Origin of the sequence: Leptolyngbya sp. FACHB-541, assembly GCF_014695875.1 — a bacterium.
Taxonomy (GTDB): Bacteria; Cyanobacteriota; Cyanobacteriia; order Elainellales; family Elainellaceae; genus JAAUTN01.
The window spans coordinates 36,704-61,353 of sequence record NZ_JACJPC010000146.1 but is presented as its reverse complement, the minus strand read 5'-3'; the positions used below and the strand labels follow the sequence as shown (position 1 = coordinate 61,353).

The following is a 24,650-nucleotide window of genomic DNA, read 5'->3' as shown; positions in this document are numbered from 1 at the left end:
CCTACTCTGCCGCCAACCGCAACCCAATAATCCCTATGACTAAGTCTCACACCACCAATGGACACAACGGAGCTAAAACTCAGCCGTCGTTTGCTCTGACTTCTCCTAATGGCTCGGCTCCGGCTCAACCTAAAGCAAAAGCAAACGGTTCAGGAACCAACCAGGCAACTCGAACTGAGGCATTTGACCAGCCTGTCGTGTTACAGCAAACCTCAGTTTGGTCACGCGCTATTGTTTGGGGAATTGTCAGCGTCACAACCTTCGTTGTGATCTGGGCTTCCGTTGCCAAAATTGAAGAGGCTGTGCCAGCAACGGGTAAACTCGAACCTCAGGGCAGTGTGCAGGAAGTGGAAGTGCCTGTTGGCGGTGTGGTTGAGGAGGTTTTGGTTGAAGATGGGCAGCGGGTAGAAAAAGGAGAACTGCTGGTACGTCTTGACCCAACCGCCGCCGAGGCACAACGGCGATCGCTTCAGCAAGTTCGTAATTCTCTAGCTCAAGAAGTTCGGTTTTATCGGGCTCAACTAAGCGGCGCGACCCAAGCTTCACCCGATGAAGGCGTTGATTTACCTGCCGAAATTCTGTCGTTAACTGAAAATCGGGCTGCTCTGGTTGCAGAGAATAATTTGTATCGGTCACAGCTACGGGGCTCTAGCGCAGGTGCTAACCTGACTCCTGAGCAGCAGGAACGACTTCAGGCGATCGCCGCTGAAGCTGACTCTCGTACCGCAGCCGCACAGCTACAGCTTTTGCAGAGTCAGCGTGAATATAACCAGGTTGACATTCAACTAGCAGCAGCTCAACAAAGTCTAGCCATTGACCAGGCAATTTTAGGCGACATTGCGCCTCTCGTGGAAGAAGGCGCAATCGGACGGCTCCAAAAAACTCGGCAGGAGCAAGAGGTACTCAATGCCCGAGCCGAAGTCAATCGGTTGGCTCAGGAGAAGGCACGATTGGAGCTGGCAATAGCTGAGGCTCAACAACAGCTTCAAAACACAATGGCTGTCTCCAGCACCGAGTTGTTGTCTCGCATCTCAGATAACGACAAGCAGATCGCGACCATCAACAGTGAATTGAACAAGGCGATCGTTGAGAACGAAAAGCAAATTGCCGACATCGACAGTCAGCTTAGCCAAACAGAACTAAACCTGAGATATCAGGAGCTTCGCGCCCCGGTTGATGGCGTTGTCTTTGACCTACAAACTCAAATTCAAGGCGTGGTGAATCAGGGTGCCCCTGAACCCATTCTTAAAATTGTGCCGGATGACTCTCTCATTGCCAAAGTCACCATCACCAACCAAGATATCGGCTTTGTAGGGGAAAACCAGGAAGTTGACGTCCGAATTGACTCCTTCCCCTACAGCGAATTTGGCGACATCGAAGGTGAACTGATTTGGATCGGCTCAGACGCACTGCCTCCAACTGAAATTACACCGTTCTACACTTTCCCTGCCAAAATTCGGCTAGAGGAACAGGCACTTAATGTTGGGGGTCGAGAAATTGCACTGCAATCAGGGATGTCTGTGACGGTTAACATCAAAGTACGACAGCGTACTGTCATGAGCATCTTTACGGAACTATTTGCTGACAAGGTGAATAGCCTCAGAACGGTACGTTAAACCCTTCAATCAGGATTTTAGCCTTCGACTGGGGAGAGGATTTTGTCAACCTCCTCCCCAGTTTTCTCATTTTTAGGTCAAGATGATTGCTCAACCGTGCGATCGCCCTATTTCTCAGCCCTATGGATCTAAACGTCATCCTCATCCAGCTTGTTAGCTTTTCCTGCATTCTGCTACTGCTGCGTGCCTCGCGTTTGCCTCGCGGTTGGGTGATCGTCTCAGCAATCATCCTGTTGGTGCTGGCTGGGGCATATTACGTTGCACCTAGCTGGGCTGGTTTTGTCAGCGGCGGTTTGTGGGCATTGTTGATCCTGCTGCCGATTGTAGGGTTTGCTCAAGTCAACCGTTTGGTTTCTCAAGAACGGTATAGTCAAGCGCGTAGGCTAGCAATGGGACTGCGCTGGCTTCACCCAGCTGACGGTCTGTTTGAATACCCGCAGCTCCTACAAGGACTGGAGCTAGGACATCAAGGCAAGCTGGAAGAAGCAAGTCAAATCTTTGATCGCTACGGATCTACCAAAACTTTGACGGGGCGAACCGCTATAACTTTGCTATATCGAATTAGTGCCCGTTGGGACGAATTGCTGAGTTGGGTTGCGCAAAACTTTCAGCAAAAAGTTCTGAGCGAATCCACCTTAGCCGTTTACTATTTACGTGCTTTAGGGGAAACAGGAAACCTGGAGCAGTTAATTCAGGAGTTAGAACGCTTTGAGCAGCGATCGCCCCGACGCGCAGATCCCATCACGTTGAATCTAGTAAGAATGTTTGCCCTGGCTTTTGGGGGGCAGCCTGAGCAGGTGCAACAAGTCTTTGACGATGCTTTGGCAACGCATCCGCCTAACATTCGTGAGTTTTGGTTGGCGACAGCTGAACTAGCAGCAGGAAACGGTTCTGAAGCAAGGCAACGCCTATTGGCGCTGAGCGATCGCAGCGATGCAGTTTTGAGGAATGCGATCGCCTGGAGACTGTCTCATCCTCTGGCTGATCCTGATCAAGCGCTGAGCCAAATCTCAAAGCAAGTTCTTTCGCACATTGCAACAGATATCCAGCAAGAGTCGAAGTATGGTGGCACTGCATTTCTTAAAAGCCAAGCCTATGCAACCTACGCTTTAATTGCAGCAAATGTAGCCATCTTTGCTGTGGAAATCTGGCAGGGCGGCAGCGAAGATTTAGAGACGCTTCGTCAACTCGGGGCGCTAGTGCCAGCAGTTGTTTTTGCTGGGGAATGGTGGCGACTGCTTACTGCAACTTTCCTGCACTATGGTGTTGCCCACCTGCTAATGAACATGGTCGGGCTATATTTTCTTGGCACGATTGCAGAAGCTTCTTTGGGCAGCAAAAAATTCTTGCTAGCTTACTTCTTTAGCGGTGTAGGCTCCATGCTGATCGTCTCCTGGTTGGCGGTCAAGCTAGGTTCCTCAGATCAAATTGTCGTTGGGGCATCAGGTGCAATCATGGGGTTGCTAGGAGCGATTGGGGCGATTTTGCTGCAAGGTTGGTATCGAGAAAAAGCTAGAGTTGCTGCAAAACGCCTGAGAACCGTTTTGTTTATCATTGGGCTACAGATTGTGTTCGACCTAGCAACCCCACAGGTAAGTTTTGTCGGGCATATTTCGGGCTTAGGGTTAGGTTTTCTAGTCGGTAGCCTCCTGGCGATCGCCACTCCCGTCACAAAGCCCAACGTCGAGACATTCTGAGTAAATCTTGAGTAGAGCTGTATGTCATGCCTGAACCTCAGTGGCAAGTCCAACCCGTCGCTGAATTGCCCATTGCTTTTGTGCAAGCGGTCAATCAATGCGCTGCTGGGCTATCAGGATATGCGGCTCAACTGCTCTGGCAGCGAGGAATCCGAGACCCTGAGCAAGTAGCAGGCTTTGTTAACCCCGATCTCTACCATCCGACCAGCCCGTTTGAGTTTGGGCAGGAAATGCATCGAGCAGTTGAGCGGCTGCGGCAAGCTTACGAACAGGAAGAAGCGATCGCCATTTGGGGAGACTTTGACGCTGACGGCATCACCGCCACGGCAGTCCTGTGGGATGGCTTGGGGCAATTCTTTCCACAGGATAAGCAGCTTACTTACTTCATTCCCAATCGCCTGACCGAGTCGCACGGCTTATCGGTTCATGGAATTGATGCTCTGGCAGCGCAAAACTGCCGCCTGATCGTTACCTGTGACACGGGTAGCACTAATTTGCCTGAACTCGAATACGCCAAAAACTTGGGAATCGATGTGATTGTCACCGATCATCACACTTTGCCCAGAGATCGCCCTCCCGTCACCGCCATCATTAATCCCCGCTACTTTCCCCCAGAGCATCCCCTAGCGCATCTCTCCGGTGTAGCAGTTAGCTATAAGCTAATCGAGGCACTCTACCAGACCCTACCAAACCCCGATCGCCCATTAGAAGGGTTATTAGATTTGGTCGCGATCGGGCTGATCGCCGACTTGGTTCAATTGACAGGAGACTGCCGTTATCTGGCGCAACGAGGCATTGAGCAGCTTCAAAAAAATACTCAAGCTGCTCCTGCTCGCCCTGGAATTGCTCGGCTTTTAGAACTTTGTAAGCGCAGTGGCGATCGCCCCACCGACATTTCCTTTGGCATTGGCCCTCGGATCAACGCTATCAGCCGCATTCATGGAGATGCCCGATTTGGGGTTGAACTGCTGACCAGCCAAGATGCAGAGCGTTGTCGCTACCTGGCAGAAGAAACAGAGCTAGCTAACGCCCGCCGCAAAGCCCTGCAAAAGGACTTGCTGCAGCAAGTGACTGCCCGCTTAGCCCAAATTGACCTCTCTACCACTAGCGTAATTGTACTGGCTGATCCTCAATGGCCGGTCGGTGTGCTGGGATTGGTAGCAGGTCAAATTGCTCAAACCTACGGTCGTCCCACCATTCTTTTAACCACTGAATCTACTGATTTAGAAGCAGTTACATCAGTTACACCAGAAGGAGCGATCGCGAGGGGTTCAGCCCGCTCCGTCAATCAAATTGATCTGTACCAGTTGGTTAAGGAACAGTCACACCTGCTAACCAGTTTTGGTGGGCATCCCTACGCAGCAGGATTGAGTCTACCCGTTCAAAATCTTCCTCTGTTTACCGAAGCGATTAACCGCCAGTTTCGGCAGCAGTTTGGCAATGAGTCCATTTCTGCCGTTATTCGGGCTGACCTGACCGTAACAGTGGCAGAACTAGGCAAGGATCTCTTTCGGGAACTCAAGCTTCTAGAGCCTTACGGGATGGGAAACCCAATTCCCAGGCTGCTCCTGCTAAACTGCTGGTTTAGAAATGTCAGGAACCAAAATATCAAGGACTGGAAAGGGCGCAAAATTCGCTATATCAAAACTGAGTTTGATATCTGTGATGATTCGACTGACCAGAGCTTTCCAGGAATTTGGTGGGAGCATTACCGAGACGAAATTCCACCCGAGCGGTGTGATGCGATTGCCGAGCTAGACTACAACACTTACAAAAAGCGATATGAGATTCGACTGATCGCTCTTCGCCCTCGCATTGGAGACAGCCCAATTAACGCCACCGTCCTAGCAAACTGGATTCTAGATTGGCGGCAAGGGAAAAACCTACAGGGGCTAGAGCTAGACAACAATCCGCTACAAATAACGCACTGCCCCAGCAGTTGGACTGAAATGCAATTTTGGTTTCGTAGAGCGCTACAGGAAAACCGCAAGCTGGCGATTGCCTATCCTCCTCCCAGCCAGCAACAACCCTCCCAAATCTGGCAGCAGCTTGTCGGAATTGCCAAGTACCTCAGCCGTACTGGACAAACCGCTACTCGCAAGCAACTTCACGAAAAATTAGGGATCGGCGATCGCAGCCTTCAAATTGGGTTCAAATGTTTGAAAGCACTAGGGTTTGAGGTGACTTCCTCAGACCAGGGTTTTCAGATTACCTGGCAAGCATCGCAAGGAGCAAGCTCAGACCAGCAAACGACTCAAGTTACCGCTCAATTTCTCTCAGCCGTTCAGGAAGAGCAATTCCGTCAGCAGTATTTCTACGAAATTCCCCTTCCCGTGATTCAATCCGTCGCTCAGCAAACCGAGCGCCTTGGGCAGGCTCAAGCCGTATAGCTATAGCTCGTGATCGCATCTAAGGTCATTTGCAGGTCGTCAGCAGCAATCCGCAGATCATCGCGATTACGGAATTTATCTAGCCGATGCAGCACCTTACCACCTGCAAACACAATGACGGTTGGCAGAGTTGTAAGCCGATAGGTGTTAGCTAGCTTTAGATTTTCATCTGCATTTATACTTACTAACTTGATTTCAGCACCGCATTCACTTTGACACTTAATCAGCATTGGGTTGATCAAGCGACACAGTCCGCACCAAGGGGCCCAGAAATTGACCACAACAGGAGTCGAGGCAGTTAAAACTTCTTCTTTAAATGTTTTTTCAGTAACAGCTAGCACCATGATCCCTCTAAATTTCTTGTTTAAAATCCGCTTTGGGATCATGCTACCAGCCTATGCTCCCTGTCGCACGGATCAAAATTGGATGTGCCCACCAAAGTAACAGCACAAAAACTACTATACCCACGTATGCAGGCTTAAGGAACTCTTTAATATCAAGGGTTTGCCGCCCTTGAAAAATTGCCAGAAAGGGCATAATCGAAGTTCGAGATTTTAAGGTTTCAAAAGATTCGCCGTAGCGGGCCTGTAGACGGCGATCGCCATGCCATACACCAAATAGATGATGCAAAATCAACCCAGCCGATGTAACCAGCATAAACGTCGTACCTAGCCAAAGGGCATGGGCGACACACCAAATTACCTGTCCAACCATTTGAGGGTGGCGAGTAATCCGAATAATTCCGGTTTCAAATAGATGCACCTGGGGTTTTTGAATTGCCGCAATTTCCAGCAAATTAAAAGTTGCTGGGTAGAGAAAGATAAAAGAAATTGCCGAAAGTGTCCATACAGCAATTTCTACACCGGGAATGCCCTGCAATTGCCAAAGCTGTAACCCGTCATAGCGGTGATTAATAAAGTAAATAATCAGAACTGTCGCCAAGGGCAAACTAACCAGCGCAAAAAAAACGCGGTAGAGTCGTGCACCAACTAGTTTCTCAGCACGAGGGCGCAATGCCGCCAAACCACTATGGGCGATCGCAAACCCAACCAATAGCCCCAAAATCACAAAATGACTGGGCGTTAGCCATTCATTAGACATAGCCACTAACAGACACCTATCCGCGATGTATCAAGCACTAACGTATACTCTAAAACAATAAATCGATGTCTAGCTGCATGAGATCAACGGTATAGAGATTGCCTTGGTTGCCGTCCCAGGTAGCAACCAGGAGATTACTTTGGTTGAACGGGGCGATCGCAGTAATGGGAGCTAGTCCATCAATCCGGCTAATTTGCTGCCCTTCACGGTCTAGAAGTACAATTTGCCCCTGGCTATCTGCCAAAATGTAGCCCCAACGAGTAGCCAGCAAAAGTTCAGGCACAATTTCAACTCCGAGCCGTGTAATTCTGAAGGGTTTCAGGTCAATCAGCAATACAGACTGAGGATTGCACAAATCAGTTGATAGCAGTTGATAAGGGACAGAAGTTGCAATAACTTGTCCTATCGGCACAGGCACAACGAGAGAACCGAGACGATTGCCCCGGCGCGTAAACCCTTCAATCAAGGTCGCTGAAGAATGCTGTTTTGAATTTGGAAACAGCGACATCGTTCGAGACGGCAAACCAGAAGCAACTACGACATGACGAGAATCCAGCGCAATCAACCTAATACTAGAAGGATGTCCTTTGAGCGATAGCTTAATAGATTGAGTAGAAGTCTTGAATTTAAAGTCCATCTCCGAAAGATGCCAAAATTCCAAACTATTGAACTCGGCATCAGTAGGAGTAGTCAGAGTCGCCAACCAGTTCCCTTTGGCAGCAGCAACAAAATCTTGACTTGGCACAGTTACGAGTTGTGGCGTAGGGTGCGCTGCCTGATTAAACAAAGGGAGAAAATAAACTGCCTCAGATGTGACCGCAAAACAACCTTGAGAATGAAGCCATAAATTCCGCACGGGTGAAGGCAGAATTGTGTGCCAGGTCTGCCGCAAATCACCTGCGCTAATCAAAGTGTCAGCAGGGAGCAGTTGATGAGCAACCTGAGTGCCCGTCGTCCAACAAAGATTTGCCAGTGGAATAGAGTGCGATCGCTGTAATGGTGTGTTGGACTGTGGAGCCAGCGACAACTGGGCGATCGGGTGAGGCAGTGGCTCACACTGCTGATAGCCAAATTCGCAAACCGGAGCAGGTCGCTTCGGTTGCAGCAATGGCACGTTTGCCTGCGATTCCAGCAAAGAACCAAACCCTTGCTCCATTGCAACAATCTGTAAAGCAGACAGCATCTCTGCTGCTGAGCGAAACCGTCGAGCCGATAGCTTTTGCAACGAAGTAATCAGAATTGGCTGCCACGCAGGTGGGATGGAGTCAGGCAACTTTAAGGGATGATTCAAATGAGCCGACATCAACTCTGTTGGAGTACCTGAAAACGGGCGGTGCCCAGTAATCAGTTCAAACAGCAAAATACCTACTGAGTAAAGGTCAGAGGCAGGCGAATATTGCCCGTAGAATCGCTCTGGAGCCATATAAGCAGGTGAACCCGTATTGCCCGTTCCCTGCTCAACCAATTCCTGATTGAGACGAGCAATGCCAAAATCAGAAATTCGTGCCGTCCAGCCTGAAGGTTGCAAATTCAGCAGAATGTTCTCTGGCTTAATGTCGCAGTGGACAATACCCCGACTGTGAGCATGGTCCAGCCCTGCCAAAATATCAGCCACTAGCTTCAGGCTTTGCGGCAAATTCAGGAAGCTATCTCCCACCATCAGGTTGCGAAGGGTGCCGCCTTCGCAATAATCCATCACCAAGTAGCGCCCTGTGCGAGTGTGCTCCAAGGCTTGACAGGTAACAATATTTTCGTGCTGCAAACTCAGCAAAAATCGCAGTTCACGCAAAAACTTGTGCGTTGGAAATCGCTGATGCTCTAGATTTTTCAGCGCTACCAAACGACCCGTCTGCCGGTGTACGGCGCAGAAAACCCGGCCAAACTGCCCTTGCCCCACCAATCCGAGGAGCCGATACTTCGATCGCTTTAACTCACTTCCAACGGGGCTGGACACAACGACAATTTTCTATAGCTTAGTCTATAGAACCTAACAAAATTAATAGAAATCTGGCTCAGATGAGGCTGCACTCTGAGCGGTACGACCTTTTTAGACTTAGGCTTTAAAGCTTAACTAGAAAACTTAGAGTAGAAGTTGCAACCAAACCATATTTCCATATGTACCTGGGTGCAAGCTTAGCAACGAAGGTTTAGTTTAGCCAGAAATTTGCTGCATTATAGCTTCGTGTTCCAGATTTGTAACCAGAGTCTCAGCAGGCTCTAGGCGCTTGGTCAAACCGATGACAAACCGATTACAGTCGGCTTCAAGCGACTCGCAGGTCGTCTGGACGCAGTGAAGTTCTCGTCCTGTCAGTTGACTGAAGAAAGTACTCAAAATTCCAGCTTCCAGGAAACAACTGGGTTGTTTACCCTGGGGAGCTAATTTAGCAAAGGGAGAGTTCCAAGTTTTAATGACCAAAAACCCACGATGCTGGTAGGTTTGGTCAAGCTCAATCTTGCCCCAGCCATGCGTAATCCAACATTGCTGCAAGGATTGGAGAAACTCGACCATCGGCATATCGGCAGGTGAGACGCTGTAATAATCCGTCAATTGTTCACAGAAGCGAACGTAGAAGTTCTTACCCCACCAACGACCGCAGTTAAACAACACTAACCGCGATGCTTGTCCTGTTTCCTTTTCTAATCCAGCATAGATGCCCTGGATCAGGGTTTCAGGAATTGCCAGCAGGCGATCGCCCTGACGATTTTCCAGCAAGCCTAACTCCAGATCACCCCGCACATAGGCATCAGTTGCGAAGTAATTGCTGGGAATACGATTATTGGTGAGTAAATCAGCAACGGAAATCATGGTTTTGGGGAGTGAGGATTAGCGGTTAGGAGTTGAAGTATTGGCAGGCTGCTGGAGCGTGTTTTGCGCTAGCAGCAGCATGGGGCTTAGTAGGGTTAAGTGCCTGGGATTTAGGGCTTGCTTAAGACGCTGATTGAGGAGTCGGTATAACACTGCGTCTATGGAGCGGGTGTCGTAAACCTGAATAGTTTGGCTCAACCAGCCCAACAACCGTTCTTTGACAAATGTTTCATCGTTGAGTAGCATTCCCATCGCGCAGTAGCGAAGCAGCAGCAGCGCATTTTTGATACTGCGTTCCAGCATCTCAACTTTTTGCTGAGGCAGTTCTAACTGAAGCTGATCTGCGACCGACTGCATGATTTTGAGTTCGCGATCGCGCAAGTTGCGATAGGCTTCTAGCCGCTCAGGGAGAGAGTCTACGTATTCACCTAGAAGGCTAAGTTCCTCGGGCTTGAGATAACGATTCTCTGCTTCATCAAAAATGGTTTCAAGTTGTGGATGCATGGCGGAGAGAAGTGATGAGGGATGAAGGAAAATTGGAAGGTGAATGGCTAGGGTTGGGAAGTTGTATTGAACTTTAGAAGAGGTCAGAGAAATCTTCTAAGGTGAAGTCTTCGTTGGATGATGGGGTAGAGGTTGCTGGGGTGGGCGTAGTGGCGATCGCGTTGCCGTCCCAAGCGATCGCGCCGAAGAATTGACTAACAGTTAGGGTCAAGCTCAGTGATGCGTCATTGCCGTGTAGAGCAGTGAGCTTGAGTTCTTGTACCTCTGGTGAATGTCCTTCCCAGTTGAAGGCGGTGAAAAACTGATGGACGGTTTGCTGCAACCAAGGTTTTGAAGTTGGGGTAGAACCATTCATCCCACCATTCATCCCATTGGTCTTTCCGTTGGTGTGTGCTACTGCTGCATTGCTCATCTCAACAGTTCTCCACCCCGCAGACGCTTCTCAATGTCTCTAGCTGTTGCGCCTTCGTTGAGCCAGAAGGAGGCTGCATCAATCCGATCTTGGCTGCCTAAGAGGAATTTGCAGTAAGTTTCGCCCATTGAGTAGCACTGAATCTCGATACAACCAAGCTGTTTTTTGACCAGTTCGGTGAAGAAACCAGCAAACAGTCCGGCGTAAATGTGGCAGACCGGCTTACCTACATCTCCTAGAGTACGAGCAACAGCAGAATCAAAGATATTGATAAACATGAAGCCTTGTTTGCGATCGCCCATATCTACCTCCCAGCGTCCCCACCCTTGAGAGGTGAAGGGCCACCACCAGGTTTCTAAGAGAAAGAGCAAATTGGTTTGACGAACAGTGCGGTCATATTCTTTCTCAAACCACTTCTCGAAGAAGAAAGCATCTTTTTGACCCCATTCACAGCCAATCGTGTACATCGTAGCTGCGGAGGCATCACCCACTTCTTCTTCCAGTCCTTCAACCAGCCCGATGATGAAATCCTCGGTGGTGAAAATGTTTTGACTGCCGTTCCAGTCTGTGATCGTGCCCTTGTCAGGGTTGAATTGGAAGAAATCACGGAACCCATAGTGGTTGTGTTTTCTAGAGTTTTTTGATTTGGGCAGGTTTTGAGGAGGTTGGGTCACCGTCACCATAGGAGTTCTCTTGACTGGGTTGAGTATCGATGAGAGCTTGAGTAACTCAGGTAAATAGATGCTACTTCCTATAGGAAAATTGACTGAAACGGCCAAGCGCAAATCTACTGGTTTGCTCCCCTTGGGTTACTCTTGTCTTCAATATTCCCCCGATTTGGTGAATCTAACGGACAAGTATCCGTAGATTTTTGTGAACCTGAATCCGCAGCGTCAATGGATGGCGCTAGGCAACAATCCTAAACTGGCTGCGGCCGAGAGAGGGAGTGCCGGAGAGGGTGGCGATCGCGAGCGCTGACCCACTGCCCACGCCATCGCGATCAAAACTAAGCAAACCACTGCTGGTGTTATATAGGAAGTTGGCACTCGTCCCGACAGATGTGGGATTACTGCCGCTGATGAAGGCTCCGGTTGCAGATGCGGTGCCACGCAAGCTAACTCCCCGTCGCAAACCGCCGCCAAATCCTGAAGCCGAAATTTGCAGCAGGTCATCTCTACCCAAGTCGGTGATGGTATCTCTACCCTGACTGGCGAACTTGTAAGTAAAGGTATCTGCTCCTCCTGCTCCTCTTAGCAGGTCACTTCCAGCACCTCCCGTGAGAACATTTGCGCCACTGTTTCCAGTTAATTCGTCGTCAAAGGATGAGCCAGTCAGGTTCTCTAGGTTGGTTAAGCGATCGCGACTGTTAAAAGAAGAAAGAACGCCTTGGTTAGATAGTCGGGCATACCAGGTATCTCCCAATTTGTCGTAACCTGCTTTGGTGGGGTGAATGCCATCACTGCCAATATCACCTAGGTTTAAGGAACCTCCTGCATTCACAAACGTAACTCGCTTACCTTGAGCAGCTTTAGCACTGACCAAATCTGGAATGGCTTCATTGAAGTCCTGCAAGCGAGCATTTCGAGATGAGTTTGTAACGGGTGTGACGGTAGATATGACGAGTCTGGCGTTGGGCGATCGGCTGGTAATCTGATCAATCAGCTCACCCAAGTCTGCCTTCATTTGGTCAAGTGTTCGGTTGTTGCTAGCGCTGGTGTCGTTTGTGCCAATTTGCAGAAGAATAACGTCAGGACTGTAAGTTTCAAAATACTCAGAATCATCCACGATATTGGTAATCTGGCTAATTCTTAGTCCAGGGTTGCCCTCGTGGTCTTTGTCCCTTAAGTCGCTGGGACCGTCAGATCTTGAACCGATTAGATCAACGGCAAAGCGATCGCCAATAAATCGATCTTCAAGCTGAGTGCGATAGGCTCCTGCGACCCGATTTGTATGTTCACCGGAGGTAATTGAGTCTCCCAGTGGCAAAACTGAGATGATGCGGCTGGCACTTCCAGTGCTCAGGTTGGCAGAAATGCGATAAGTTGACCCGGCATAACTAGCAGTGTCTATTCCCGTACCGCCATTCAGGGTATTCCTACCAGTGCCTCCAGTCAGCGTGTCATTGCCGTCTCTACCATCCAGAGAATCATTGCCAGCGCCGCCATTCAGTGAGTTGTGCCCTGCATTACCCAGGATTCTATTGTTTAAGCTGTTACCAACACCGTTTAACGAATTTCTTCCTTGTAGAGCAAGGGTTTCAACGTGATCAGGCAGTTGCAGGCTGACCGTAGATCTGATTAAATCTATCCCCTCATTTGCTTCTTCAACGACGCGATCGCTTTGGCTGTCTACTACGTAAGCATCATTACCCAAGCCACCAATCAGAGCATCTCTACCGATGCCACCATCAAGCGAATCGTTCCCGAGTAATCCTAATAATCTGTCGTTGCCACCTAGCCCGAAAAGTTGATCGTTTCCGTTGGTGCCTCTAATTCCGTTATCTCTGGAGTTACCCGTTATCCTTGCCATTTTGCTGCCTTGTAATAGTCATGGATTGTCATGCTGAAGCTGACGGAACAGATATCACTGCACCGCTTCCCCGTAGGCAGAAGATAGTTTCTAAAGCGCTACTTTGATGGGTTTGTCGGGTTCTACGTTAACGGCTATATCTAGGTAGCACTACTGAACAAAGGAGATCTTTACTGAGCTTTCAAGCTATTTGGGCTTTGGTGAGAAAAGGATGAAGGGTAGGGAATGAAGGATAAGGAAAGGATTTTTAGCTATGGGCTGTTGCGAATTGCAGGCTGTTGACGTGGGTGACGAAGTTAGAGAGGATTTGCAATCCGCTAGTTGAAGATTTTTCGGGGTGAAATTGGGTCGCCATCAAGTTATTGTGGGCGATCGCCGCAGTCACGGTTTGACTACCATGCGTGATCGTTGCTGCGGTGACTGTAGAGTCAGTCGGGTCAGCGTAATAAGAGTGGACGAAATATGCCCAGGGGTCAGCGGGAAGCTGCTGCCAGAGTGGAAGATTAGGCTGGGTGAACTGGAGTTGATTCCAACCCATGTGAGGAATGGTAATACCTGATTCTGGGCGAAAGCGACGCACGGTTCCAGCAATTACTCCTAGACCTAGTTCGTGACCTTCTTCACTGTTTTCTAGAAGAATTTGTAAGCCTAAACAAATTCCCAGGAAGGGTTTGCCGCTAGCGATGATGTCTTTGATCGGTTGAATTAAATCGCGCGATCGCAAATGTTGAATTGCCGGATCAAATGCGCCTACTCCCGGTAAAACGACTGCATCAGCTCGTTCTAACTCTTGAGCGGAATCGGTAATTTGGGGGGTTGCACCTGCTTTCTCTAAGCCTTTGCAGGCAGAGTGCAAGTTTCCCATGTCGTAATCGACAACGGCAATAACAGTCATTTCCTGCTCCTGGAAGTGATGGCTTCTTTCATCCTACTCGTTTGACGGTCACCGGGAAAGAAGCGAGGCAGCGGTGTCAGCGATCGCCACGATTAATTGATTATGAACTTCAGACCATAGGTCAGGGTTTCTAGACAAGGGTTCATTCCTGGAAATAGAGACGGCATAACGACACCTCAAATGAAGCAGTGGCAGAAGTAAGACTCAGATAGATATATTCTTATGGTCAGGCTTACGCTTTTAGTCTTTCTCAGAAATCTCTGTGACTCAAATTCTACTCACTTCTTTTACGACCTGGATGGCGCATCAGCAATCGAATGCATCAGATGATTTGCTGGTAGAAATTCAGCAGAATTATCCTTCAATAGGTTTGCATTTTTTGAGGCAGCTTCCAGTTGATTTTCAATTGGCCCCGGAGCAGGCGATCGCTCACTTTAACCAGCTTCAACCTGATGCTGTAATCTTGTGTGGAATGGCAGAGTCTCGTCAGAAATTGACTGTAGAGTCGAGGGCGATCACAGATGACATACTTCTCCATACAAGAGTCAATCTAGAGAAACTAATCACAGAACTAGAGTTTACTGAAATCAGTCATGATGCAGGACAGTTTGTTTGCGAAGCACTCTATCATGCGATGCTGAAACATCTACAGGAAGCTGGTTTAGACTGCCCCTGCATCTTTGTTCATATCCCTGTTTTGACTTCAATGAATTCTCAACAAATTGTCAAAGACTTCCAAGCGATCGTCGAGTATGTTCGCAGCGAAACCCATTATGTAAATGCAAAAGCTGACATGCTAAAACCCCATAGGTAAAGCTGGAATGCAATTGAGTTGCTTTGGCTTCTGCACCGCCTGCTCCCATTGCAACAAATAGCGGCAAGAAGTGTTCTTCGCTGGGGTGATTTTGAGCTGCATGAGGAGCAGTACGTTGACCGCCTAGTAGGTCATCAACGCGCTGGTGTGTGACGGTTTCTGTTAGCCATTCGTCAAACTGAGCAACCCATTCGGGCGGAGATGCCTCAAATGGATAAGCGCCAAACATACGTAGATTGTGCGTTGCGGCACCACTTGCCACGATCAACACATCGGACTGACGCAACGGTGCCAGAGCTTGCCCTAGACGGAGATGATGTGCTGCCCCTAAATGCGGCTGAAGTCAGAGTTGCGTAACTGGAATATCAGCGTCAGGATCCATCAGCATCAGTGGTGTCCAGGCACCATGATCCAAGCCTCGCTACAGATTGTTTGATTTCTTATTGTACTAATTCTTACAACTTATTTCTGCCACTAGTAGGGTGTAGAGTGTTCTGTCTCTCTGGCAAGGTGGTTACGATAGAGAGCGGCACAAAGGTTAATCATGCAAACTGTGAAGCTAGTTTCGGGCGCAACGATGCCTGTACTTGGGCAGGGCACTTGGCGGATGGGGGAAAATGGCAGGCAACGCAAGGAAGAGGTGGATGCTCTACGGTTTGGCATTGACATGGGCATGACGCTAATCGATACCGCTGAGATGTATGGGGAAGGCGGTGCCGAGGAAATTGTGGGAGAAGCAATCGCCCCCAACCGCGACCAAATCTTCCTGGTCAGCAAGGTTTATCCCCACAACGCTACTCGCCGAGGCACTATCGCTGCCTGTGAACGTAGCCTGAAGCGGTTGAAGACCGATCGCCTTGACCTTTACCTGCTCCACTGGCGCGGTTCAACGCCTTTGGCTGAAACCATTGAAGCGTTTCAGGAATTGCGGCAGGCTGGAAAGATCCGCGACTTTGGCGTGAGCAATTTCGACCGCGATGACATGGAAGAAGCTCATAGCCTGGATCAGGGGTTAACTACGACCAATCAGGTGCTTTATAACCTGAGTCGGCGTGGCATTGAGTGGGATTTGTTGCCCTGGTGCCGGGAGCAAAATGTAGCAGTGATGGCTTATTCACCGTTAGAACAGGGGCGAATGTTGAATAACTCGTCGCTGAAAACTATTGCGAAACGGCATCATGCTTCTGCGGCTCAGGTGGCGATCGCCTGGTTACTGCAACAAGGAGTCATCGTTATTCCAAAATCGAGTAATCGCGATCGCATTCAGGAGAATTACGCAGCGCTTGACCTGACACTAACCGATGCTGACTTAACTGAGTTGAATCAAGCTTTCCCACCGCCCCAGAAAGCCAAACCGCTTGAAGTTCTCTAAAACTCCTCTTGCAGATCTGGCAATTTAGTACAAAATTACTATATTGAGACTTGCCCAGTTGAGCAGAGATACCTTATGAGTACCATTGCCAGACGACCCTCGATGGTTGAGCTAAGCCAGCGCATTCTGGATATGGCAAAAACTGGGGTTTATCGGGAGTCCGTGTTTGAGGCGCTGAAACCCGTCGCGACTAAGAAACAAATTCGAGAGGCGATCGCCCATGCTAAAAAGTTTGGGCTGCATTCGGTTGCTAGTTTGCGGGACGAGGAATTGGGCACCTATTACGAAGTTGATCTGGTCAAGCTGCGATCAATAGAACATACGATTTCCACTTCTGTTCCAGCCAGTCAGTCAACGGATTTAACGAAACAAACAACGGATGCGATTGTCACGATTCGGCTAATGTTGACAGCAGCGAAGGGAGCAGCGATCGCTCTTACCATCATCGGGTTTGCTTATCTGCTCACAGGGAAGCAGCAGGCTAGCTTTGGCTTGTTTAGCAGTGCTGCTAGTGCAGCGGGGCTGTGGATGTTGCAGAAAGCTTTTGCCAAAAAGGTAGACGGTCAGAGTTAGGTTGCAGTTTGTTGAACAGTTCCTCTAAAACGCCACAAAAGCGATCGCAGTGTGTAGCGTGGAATTATTCCACCACGAGGTGCAGCTATGGCGCAACTGAGTCAACGTCGTCCTCAAAACGTGAGTGGCGATTTTTATGTCGATCGCTCCTGCATCGACTGCGATACTTGCCGCTGGATGGCTCCAGAGGTATTTCATGAAGCTGGAGATCAGTCTGCTGTTCATCATCAGCCTGTGAATGACGATGAACGATTACGGGCAATGCAGGCATTGCTGGCTTGCCCAACTGCCTCGATTGGCACGGTTGAAAAACCGACTGACATCAAGCAAGCACAAGCAAGTTTCCCGATTTTGGTTGAAGGTCCGGTTTATCACTGCGGCTATCATGCCGAAAGTTCCTTTGGTGCTGCCAGTTACCTGATTCAAAGACCAGAAGGAAATGTGCTGGTCGATTCGCCCCGCTTTGCCCCTCCTCTGGTGAAACGACTGGAGCAACTGGGTGGAGTTCGTTACCTTTACCTGACGCACCGGGATGATGTAGCGGATCACCAGAAGTTTCACGATCATTTTGGCTGCGATCGCATTCTCCACAAAGACGAGATTAGCCGAGGTACGCAGTCAGTAGAGATTCAGCTATCGGGCACAGAACCCACGCCACTTACCGATGATTTGCTGATTATTCCAGTTCCTGGTCACACCAAAGGGCACACGGTTTTGCTGTATGACAACAAATTTTTGTTTACGGGCGATCATCTTGCTTGGTCAAATGAGCTAAACCACCTTTACGCCTTTCGCCGTGCCTGCTGGTATTCCTGGACAGAGTTAGTTCAATCGATGGAAAAACTGGCGAATTACTCCTTTGAATGGGTATTACCTGGTCATGGTCGTCGCTATCATAGCGATCGCAAAACCATGCACCAAAAAATGCAGCAGTGCCTTCAATGGATGAAAAATGAGAGATAAAGTTGTCTTGCAACCCTCGTTTTTCATCCCTTTAAAAGTACGGTAACTTCGACTCTTCAGCCTGAAGAATGGATATTAATATTGAGGTGTAGCGATCGCCAGATAACCACCACCTTTAGGAAAACTCGAATGCAAGATTCACCAAACACTTTTGGCATAGATAAACAAAAGCTGCTGTCAGCGCTCAGTCATGGCTCAATTTTCCTGAGTTCTTTGATTGCTTCTGTGGGCATCCCGATCGCGATTCTGTTTATCTCGGAAGATCCGGTTGTCAAAGAGAACGCGAAGGAAGCAATCAACTTTCACCTCAACGTGTGGCTGTATGGCGCAATCTTTGGTTTTCTTTGCCTGTTGCTGATTGGCTATCCGCTGCTGCTGGTTTTGTTCATCGTTCACTGGACAATGCCTGTTTTGGCAATTATGCACACTTTCCGCGAACCTTCACAGCCTTATCGCTATCCGTTTATTTTCCGCGTAGTGTAAGGAACTGGGAATTAGGAACCTAAGTAATGTGATCCTATTCGAGCTGTAACCTTGGCTCTTCAGATCTCCAACTTCTCAGAAAAGTTGGAGATTTTGTCTTTGTAGTGCAATCCTCAAACTCTGCCTTTTTGCTGAGCGCATCTGGTAAACCATCAAGCTAGCATCGTTACAGAAGTTAACAAACGAGTGTCGCGCTTTAAGGTTTCAGATGTTTAATCTACTAGATGCAACAAAAGATTATTGGCGCAAGCTAGACGAGCTAGAGGCGGCTTACCAGCGAGGTGAGGTTTCTCTGGCTGAAGTTAATACAAAAGTGCCTGAACTGATAGCAGAGCTAAGCCGCGAACGTCGTGCTGCGATCGCCCTGATGCAGTCTAGTTGGAGCCGCGTTTGGCGCGAACATCAGCAAGCGATCATTGGCACTGTGGCAATTGGTGTTTTGACCTATGCCTGGATGGTTGCTGAATTAGTTTGAGTCAGTTCGCTCCAAAGTTTGAACAGTTAACACTTGGGGTGGCGTAGAGTCAGGCGGGTAGAGGAAATCAACCTGAACAAGACGGCGATCACCCTCTGGCATTTCCAACGTCACTAACGGCTCGCCTTGCTGTCCTCGGCGCTGTACGACATGAATGTATCGTGTTCGAGGTAAGCCCCGGTCGTCGGTGTAGCGCACTCTCACCGTTCCTCGAAAGAAGGTTTGGGTGGGCAGTGGCTCAAAAAAGCGCAGTCCATTTTGACTCAGTAGGTCTTCTTTGATCGGAGTTTGTAGAGCGATCGCTACCTGTTGAGTTTGATCTGTTGGATTGTGTAAAGGCAGCGAGAGGCTGTACTGAATAGCATAGTTGCCGTGCGCCTGATAAGCTGTGTCCGGGTAACGTATCAGCATAGGGGCGGTCTGCACTTGATTTGTGCCTAACCTGCCAGCTACCAAAGTACTGAGTCCATAGGAAAAAGCTTCACCCGGTGCTGGAATACTTAGCGTAAGGGCATCAGGGCTATCTGCTACCTGAGCTTCCCAAACAGAACCTTGAGCCACTCCAGCCACTCGTCCATAAACCACCTGTCCTCCCGTTTGGTCTAGGGGTGTGGGGGTGCGATCGCGGGCTCCAGCAAGACTTCCGGTTTGCAGGAGCGATCGCCACTCATCCAAGGTAGGAGCCTGCTCATTCCCTGTCTCATCTTCTCGGGCAAATAGGGCTAGACTCGCTACATACACCCGACCATCACTTCGCAAGCGCATCAGGGTAGAACGTCCGTTGATTGGCGGGTCGAGCGTTTCAACGGGTATTGGCACGTTCAGCAACATCTCATAGCCTCCAGGTGGAACGATCACTTGAGGCGAAAAGCCTTCCTGACGATGCCCCCGCAAAATATCATTCATGACGCGACCACCCGGTCCGGCATACACTTCTCCTAGAGGATTTTCTACTAGGGCAGGCAGGTCAATGAAGGGGGCATCCGGTTGGCTGAGATAGGTTGCAGCCTGCAATACATCTACTGCAACCGGTTGACTACCAGGGTTGTGAACAATCACGCCTAAATAAAGACTCGTCAATTCTTCTGGAGACGGTGCCCGATAAACGTGGTGAGCAAATAAATCAAACCGTCCTTCAAATGGAAAATTTAAGTGTGCGGCAGGCTGCTCCATTCCTTCTGTGGGAAAAGTTGAGAGCAGAATTCCTTCTGTCTGCACCAGTTCTGGGCTGTTGCTGTTAAACATCGGAATTTGGTCAAGCCCACCCGGAAGCGATCGCACTTCTTGAGGACGGACAAATTCTTGAGGTTCTGGTGGCGGTGGCGGAGTAGGGGTAGGGGTAGCCTGAGCAAGGGTGAGTAGAAAAGCGAACATGCAGGAAGTAGTCGTAGATAGACGGTAATGCTAGTTATTGGTCATTGGTAGCTGTTTATAGCCAATTTGTAGTCAACGACCAATAACTAGTGCCTAAAAATGTATCACCAACTGGTCACGAATCCTCAACCCCCGTTACTTCCCAATCCTGCGGTTGCCTGAGCATATTCCCGCAGTTCGACTGGGACGGGTTGGGCGTGCCAAATGTCCTCACAGTATTCACGAATGGCGCGATCGGAGGAAAATTTGCCCGTCCGCACTGCATTAAGAATTGACATGCGAGTCCAGTTATCCTGATCTCGGTAGGCTTCACTCACTTTGTCTTGACAGTCAACATAAGATTGATAATCTGCAAACAGCATGTAAGGGTCGTGATGTAGCAGTGAGTCTAACAGCGGTTTGAACAGGCTAACATCACCGTGGGAGAAGTGCCCTGTAGCAATCAGGTCAATCACTTCACGTAGTTGAGGATTGCTGTGGTAATAGTTCCAGGGATTATATCCTTTGGATTTCAAATCATTCACTTCATCGGTGGTTAAGCCGAATAAAAAGAAGTTTTCTGCACCCACTTCTTCTCGGATTTCAATGTTGGCACCATCGAGTGTACCGATGGTGAGTGCGCCATTCATGGAAAACTTCATGTTGCCTGTACCAGAGGCTTCTTTCCCTGCGGTAGATATTTGCTCAGAAAGCTCGGCTGCTGGGTAAACCCGCTGGCTGAAGGTGACGTTGTAGTCAGGCAAGAAGACTACTTTGAGGCGATCGCGCACGTCTGGATCATGATTCACCACATCTGCAACCGAGTTGATCAGCTTAATGATCAGCTTTGCCATGAAATAACCGGGCGCTGCTTTACCGCCAAATAAGAAAGTACGCGGCGTAATGTCAATATCTGGGTTGTGTTTAATCCGACTGTAAAGCGCAATAATGTGCAGCACATTCAGGTGTTGACGCTTGTACTCATGAATCCGCTTCACCTGGACATCAAACAATGAGTCAGGATATACGGTTATTCTAGTCCGCTGGTGAATGTAAGTTGCTAAATCCTGTTTGATGTCCTGCTTGATTTGTCGCCATTCCTGACGGAAACTCGCATCATCAGCAAAGGGTTCTAATTCTCTCAAATCTTCTAGATGCTTAATCCAGTTGTCGCCAATTTTGCTGGAAATGAGTTTAGTCAGCCTGGGATTACTCAACACCATCCAGCGGCGTGGTGTAACTCCATTCGTTTTGTTGCTAAACTTCTCTGGCGAAAACTCATAAAAGTCGCGCAAAACAGTTTCTTTGAGTAGCTCAGAGTGGAGAGCGGCGACTCCGTTTATGGCGTGGCTACCCACAGAGGCAAGATTAGCCATGCGAATATATCTCTCTCCTGTTTCGTCAATCAATGACATGCGGGCAACTCGCGCCACGTCGCCAGGATATTTCATTCTCACTTCATCCAAGAAGCGAGTGTTGATTTCGTAGATGATTTGCAGATGCCGGGGCAAAAGACTACCAAACAAGCTCAAAGACCAGCGCTCCAGAGCTTCTGGCAAAAGGGTGTGATTGGTGTAACTGAGTGTGTTTCGAGTGATGTTCCAGGCTTTGTTCCACTCCACTAAGTGTTCGTCTACGAGCAAGCGCATCAGTTCTGCAACGGCGATCGCAGGGTGAGTGTCATTCAACTGGAGCGCAAACTTTTCGTGTAGGGTGTCTAACGTTTTACCAGTTTGCAAGTGAATTCGGATGATGTCTTGCAGGGAGCACGAGACAAAGAAAAACTGTTGAATCAGCCGCAGTTGCTTACCCTGAATCTGCTCATCGTTAGGATAAAGCACTTTGGTGATGTTTTCAGAACTCATTTTTTCATCGACCGCACCGTAATAATCTCCTTTGTTGAATGCCTGAAAGTCAAAGGATTCTGGTGCTTCTGCTTTCCAGAGTCTTAAGGTGTTGACGGTGTTGTTTCTGTATCCGGTAATGGGTGTGTCATAGGGAATTCCATTCACCGTCTGATTGGGAACCCAGCGCACGCGAAGTCTACCGATGTCATCGTGGTAGGTTTCGATGTGTCCGCCAAATTTAACCTCGACGGTCTCTTCAGGGCGAGCAATCTCCCAAGGGTTGCCATAGTGCAGCCATTTGTCGGTGATTTCGACCTGCCAGCCATCTCGAATTTGCTGATCAAAGATGCCAAATTCGTAGCGAATGCCGTAGCCGATTGCAGGCACCTCCAAAGAGGCAAGAGAATCTAAGTAGCAGGCTGCTAATCGCCCCAAGCCACCATTTCCCAAACCTGGCTCTTCTTCTTGGTTGAGCAAATCTTGCAGATCTAAGCCTGATTCTTCAACGGCTTGACGCACCTGATCATAAATATCCAGGTTGATCAGGTTATTTCCCAGGTGTGGACCCATCAAGAACTCGGCAGATAGGTAGCCTACAACTTTAACGCCCGGTTTGCGGCAAGTGGTGGTGGTGTTGAGCCAGCGCAGAAGGAGGCGATCGCGCACAGTATAGGCTAGCGCCATGTACAAATCATTCTTGGTGGCATTGCTGGGAAATTTGCCCTGAATGTAGACCAAATTATCTGCTAAGGCACGTCTGAGGGTTTCTACCTCTAGACCTGTGCGATCGTCGTCCACCTGAACTGGAATATTTTGAGTTTGTGTAGGGTTTTGGGTCTGCATGTAGATTAACAGGAGTCCTGTCTATAGCTCGATTAAAGCGCTAGGTTCAAATGCGGTTTACAACCGTCCCTACTAATATCTGTGCTGATGGTTAAGACGGGTTGATTCTCCCTAAAGAATTAAGGTACGTAAAATTCGTAAGTTGCGTGAAGCACAGCGGAACCTAACACTTGCAGGACTCCCCGTTGGGTTTCGCAATGCTCCACCTAACCTACATCGCTGTAGGGACATGGCAATGCCATGTCCCTAAGGAATTCATACATCAGATCAGCATATGTCGCCTATTTTGTGGTTTTGGTCTTTGCAGGACTTAATCCTTTAATTGCGGGTGCGTTTACGACCTCACCTGTGGCACTAAAGCGGGAGCCGTGGCAGGGGCAATCCCAGGATTTTTCAGCAGAGTTCCAGGCAACAATGCAACCTAAATGAGGACAAACGGCTGAACATTCGTGTAGTTCGCCAGATTCATCCCGGTAAGCGGCTATTTTGGTAAGTCCCTGTCGAACGACTGCCCCTGTCCCAGGAGCCAACTGCTCAGCGTCATCAATCTCACCGCCTGTCACCCAGTCCGCGTACTGTGCAGCGACATTGATTCCTTCTGTAATTAGGTCAGAGGCAGCACCCACTGGCACTCGTCCTGGATTGTACAGCTCTTCCCAAAGGTTCTTATGTCCAGCAATCAGGTCGGTTAAGAGCATTCCAGCGATCGTGCCGTGAGTCATACCCATTCCTGAATCGCCTGTTGCGATGTAAACGTTCTCTGCTTGGTCAGGACTTTGCCCAATATATGCCAGTCCATCTGCTGATTCCATGACTTCACCTGACCAACGAAACTCAATGCTTTCCACCATTGGGAACCTTTCTTTTGTCCAGGTTTCCAGGGCCGCATAGCGGGCATCGGCATCGTTTGCCTGTCCGGTTTTGTGGTCTTCACCCCCAACAATCAGCAAATCGTAGGTTTCTCCACTGGTTTGCATTGTCTGTAAACGGACGTAGTGATAGGGGTCAAGCGTATCCCAATATAAACCTTTGGCGATCGCCCCCTCTGGCACTTTTGCAGCAATCACATAGGTTTGATAAGGTGCCTGCTTTAAGTGAGTAAAGACGCGATCGTTAATCGGAGAATTGGTTGCAATCACAAGTGCATTAGCAGTGACGGTGAACCCTTCCCGCGTCTTTACCTGGGTTGGAGAACCGCCCTTTACCTTGCTGACGTGAGTGTGGGTGTAAATGCGTCCACCATGACGGGTAATTGCATCTGCCAGTCCTGCCAGATACTTTTGGGGGTCAAACTGGGCCTGTTGGGGAAAGCGCAAACATGGGCCGGTGTCGAAGCTGCTGATAGGCGATCGCGCCAACTTTTCAACCCCAGTTAAACCGGAGCGATGAACAGCTTCTAGCTCTTGATCTAAATCCTTAACATCATCTAGTGTGGCAGCAAACAAGTAGCCATCCAACCGCTCAAAATCGCAGTCAATGTTCTCAGCGGTAACAATGGATTCGACACAGGCGATCGCCGCTGTAAAGCTGTCAGCGACTAATTTTGCCGCTTCTTTATCATGAGTATTCTCAATTTCGTAGTAGCGATCGTCGAGTGCTGTAGCAATGTGAGCGGTTGTCCGAACTGTTTGACCACCCCCAATCGTTCTACCCTCCAATACCACGACAGATTTCTTTTGCTTGGCTAACAAATAAGCCGTTGTGAGTCCCGCAATTCCTGCTCCGACTACACACACGTCTGCATGAAGAGATTCCTTTAGAACGGATTGCTCAGGAACCTTTGCGGTTCTCATCCAAACCGAAGTACTTTCTCCAGAATTCTGGTGCATTACTCTTATTCCTCGTTTCTCATTACAAGGAATCTTTACATAGCTTTACAAAAGCTGGGTTCTTTCGAAAGAGGGAGAGGATAGCAAAAGTAACCCTTAGGATAGGCGATCGCAGCAAAGACTAGAAGCTGAGCCGCACTATCCAAGG

22 protein-coding genes and 1 pseudogene are annotated in these 24,650 nt (G+C 49.0%); 9 read left to right on the top strand and 14 right to left on the bottom strand.

Annotated elements, in window-relative coordinates:
* The first annotated feature begins 35 nt into the window (after positions 1-35).
* The 3 genes from H6G00_RS32280 to recJ all read left to right on the top strand — a co-directional run bounded on the left by H6G00_RS32280 (position 36) and on the right by recJ (position 5,703).
* The gene (locus tag H6G00_RS32280; RefSeq protein ID WP_190686811.1) at positions 36-1,616 is read left to right on the top strand and encodes an HlyD family efflux transporter periplasmic adaptor subunit; all 1,581 of its coding nucleotides are present in this window, start codon (positions 36-38) and stop codon (positions 1,614-1,616) included.
* An 86-nt stretch (positions 1,617-1,702) separates the two neighbouring features.
* Positions 1,703-3,313 carry a rhomboid family intramembrane serine protease gene (locus tag H6G00_RS32275; protein ID WP_190799868.1) on the top strand — a complete coding sequence of 537 codons (1,611 nt, stop codon included), beginning with the start codon at positions 1,703-1,705 and terminating at the stop codon, positions 3,311-3,313.
* A 26-nt stretch (positions 3,314-3,339) separates the two neighbouring features.
* Complete coding sequence (recJ, locus tag H6G00_RS32270) at positions 3,340-5,703, top strand: single-stranded-DNA-specific exonuclease RecJ (protein ID WP_190799867.1); 2,364 nt, start codon at positions 3,340-3,342, stop codon at positions 5,701-5,703.
* Here recJ and H6G00_RS32265 read toward each other — a convergent pair.
* From H6G00_RS32265 to H6G00_RS36935, 10 genes and pseudogenes are all read right to left on the bottom strand, one after another.
* A complete protein-coding gene (locus H6G00_RS32265; protein WP_190642618.1) occupies positions 5,691-6,047 on the bottom strand; it encodes a thioredoxin domain-containing protein in 357 nt (118 codons plus the stop codon). The genes recJ and H6G00_RS32265 overlap by 13 nt on opposite strands.
* A gap of 43 nt (positions 6,048-6,090) precedes the next feature.
* The gene (locus H6G00_RS32260; RefSeq protein ID WP_190799926.1) at positions 6,091-6,804 is read right to left on the bottom strand and encodes an NnrU family protein; all 714 of its coding nucleotides are present in this window, start codon (positions 6,802-6,804) and stop codon (positions 6,091-6,093) included.
* A 49-nt stretch (positions 6,805-6,853) separates the two neighbouring features.
* On the bottom strand, positions 6,854-8,758 hold the full coding sequence (locus tag H6G00_RS32255; RefSeq protein WP_190799866.1) for a protein kinase: 1,905 nt from the start codon (positions 8,756-8,758) through the stop codon (positions 6,854-6,856).
* A 198-nt stretch (positions 8,759-8,956) separates the two neighbouring features.
* The gene (locus tag H6G00_RS32250; RefSeq protein WP_190799865.1) at positions 8,957-9,610 is read right to left on the bottom strand and encodes a V4R domain-containing protein; all 654 of its coding nucleotides are present in this window, start codon (positions 9,608-9,610) and stop codon (positions 8,957-8,959) included.
* An 18-nt stretch (positions 9,611-9,628) separates the two neighbouring features.
* Positions 9,629-10,114 (bottom strand): hypothetical protein, encoded by a 486-nt coding sequence (locus H6G00_RS32245; RefSeq protein WP_190799864.1) that lies wholly within the window; start codon positions 10,112-10,114, stop codon positions 9,629-9,631.
* Between the two features lie 73 nt (positions 10,115-10,187).
* Positions 10,188-10,526, bottom strand: a complete 339-nt coding sequence (locus tag H6G00_RS32240; RefSeq protein WP_190686789.1) for a hypothetical protein — start codon at positions 10,524-10,526, stop codon at positions 10,188-10,190.
* Entirely contained in the window at positions 10,523-11,209 is a 687-nt protein-coding gene (locus tag H6G00_RS32235; RefSeq protein ID WP_190799863.1) for a V4R domain-containing protein, read from the bottom strand. The genes H6G00_RS32240 and H6G00_RS32235 overlap by 4 nt, the downstream gene beginning before the upstream one ends.
* A gap of 223 nt (positions 11,210-11,432) precedes the next feature.
* Entirely contained in the window at positions 11,433-13,055 is a 1,623-nt protein-coding gene (locus H6G00_RS32230; protein ID WP_190799862.1) for a GDSL-type esterase/lipase family protein, read from the bottom strand.
* Between the two features lie 247 nt (positions 13,056-13,302).
* Positions 13,303-13,950 carry an imidazole glycerol phosphate synthase subunit HisH gene (gene hisH, locus H6G00_RS32225; protein WP_190799861.1) on the bottom strand — a complete coding sequence of 216 codons (648 nt, stop codon included), beginning with the start codon at positions 13,948-13,950 and terminating at the stop codon, positions 13,303-13,305.
* A gap of 75 nt (positions 13,951-14,025) precedes the next feature.
* A pseudogene (locus H6G00_RS36935) lies at positions 14,026-14,117 on the bottom strand (DUF4058 family protein); the annotation flags it as partial.
* Positions 14,118-14,212: 95 nt separating this feature from the next.
* Between H6G00_RS36935 and H6G00_RS32220 the strand changes: the two are divergent.
* Positions 14,213-14,764: a peptidase C15 gene (locus H6G00_RS32220; protein ID WP_347278254.1), complete on the top strand. Its 552-nt coding sequence runs from the start codon at positions 14,213-14,215 to the stop codon at positions 14,762-14,764.
* Here the strand turns inward: H6G00_RS32220 and H6G00_RS32215 are convergent.
* Positions 14,676-15,050 (bottom strand): class III extradiol ring-cleavage dioxygenase, encoded by a 375-nt coding sequence (locus tag H6G00_RS32215; protein WP_242042634.1) that lies wholly within the window; start codon positions 15,048-15,050, stop codon positions 14,676-14,678. The two genes, H6G00_RS32220 and H6G00_RS32215, sit on opposite strands and share 89 nt — an antisense overlap.
* 258 nt (positions 15,051-15,308) lie before the next feature.
* On the opposite strand from H6G00_RS32215, the gene H6G00_RS32210 reads away from it, so the two are divergent.
* From H6G00_RS32210 to H6G00_RS32190, 5 genes are all read left to right on the top strand, one after another.
* Positions 15,309-16,136 (top strand): aldo/keto reductase, encoded by an 828-nt coding sequence (locus tag H6G00_RS32210; protein WP_190799860.1) that lies wholly within the window; start codon positions 15,309-15,311, stop codon positions 16,134-16,136.
* A gap of 75 nt (positions 16,137-16,211) precedes the next feature.
* Positions 16,212-16,709 (top strand): hypothetical protein, encoded by a 498-nt coding sequence (locus H6G00_RS32205; RefSeq protein ID WP_190799859.1) that lies wholly within the window; start codon positions 16,212-16,214, stop codon positions 16,707-16,709.
* An 87-nt stretch (positions 16,710-16,796) separates the two neighbouring features.
* Positions 16,797-17,672 (top strand): MBL fold metallo-hydrolase, encoded by an 876-nt coding sequence (locus H6G00_RS32200; protein ID WP_190642607.1) that lies wholly within the window; start codon positions 16,797-16,799, stop codon positions 17,670-17,672.
* A gap of 129 nt (positions 17,673-17,801) precedes the next feature.
* Complete coding sequence (locus tag H6G00_RS32195) at positions 17,802-18,155, top strand: DUF4870 domain-containing protein (RefSeq protein ID WP_190642606.1); 354 nt, start codon at positions 17,802-17,804, stop codon at positions 18,153-18,155.
* 208 nt (positions 18,156-18,363) lie between these two features.
* Positions 18,364-18,630: a hypothetical protein gene (locus H6G00_RS32190; protein ID WP_190642605.1), complete on the top strand. Its 267-nt coding sequence runs from the start codon at positions 18,364-18,366 to the stop codon at positions 18,628-18,630.
* On the opposite strand, the gene H6G00_RS32185 is transcribed toward H6G00_RS32190, so the two are convergent.
* The 3 genes from H6G00_RS32185 to H6G00_RS35890 all read right to left on the bottom strand — a co-directional run bounded on the left by H6G00_RS32185 (position 18,622) and on the right by H6G00_RS35890 (position 24,502).
* Positions 18,622-20,004, bottom strand: coding sequence for a DUF3370 domain-containing protein (locus H6G00_RS32185; protein WP_190799858.1), 1,383 nt, complete (start codon positions 20,002-20,004; stop codon positions 18,622-18,624). The two genes, H6G00_RS32190 and H6G00_RS32185, sit on opposite strands and share 9 nt — an antisense overlap.
* A gap of 125 nt (positions 20,005-20,129) precedes the next feature.
* Complete coding sequence (locus H6G00_RS32180) at positions 20,130-22,673, bottom strand: glycogen/starch/alpha-glucan phosphorylase (protein ID WP_190799857.1); 2,544 nt, start codon at positions 22,671-22,673, stop codon at positions 20,130-20,132.
* A 281-nt stretch (positions 22,674-22,954) separates the two neighbouring features.
* Entirely contained in the window at positions 22,955-24,502 is a 1,548-nt protein-coding gene (locus H6G00_RS35890) for an FAD-dependent oxidoreductase (RefSeq protein WP_190799856.1), read from the bottom strand.
* Between the last annotated feature and the right edge of the window lie 148 nt (positions 24,503-24,650).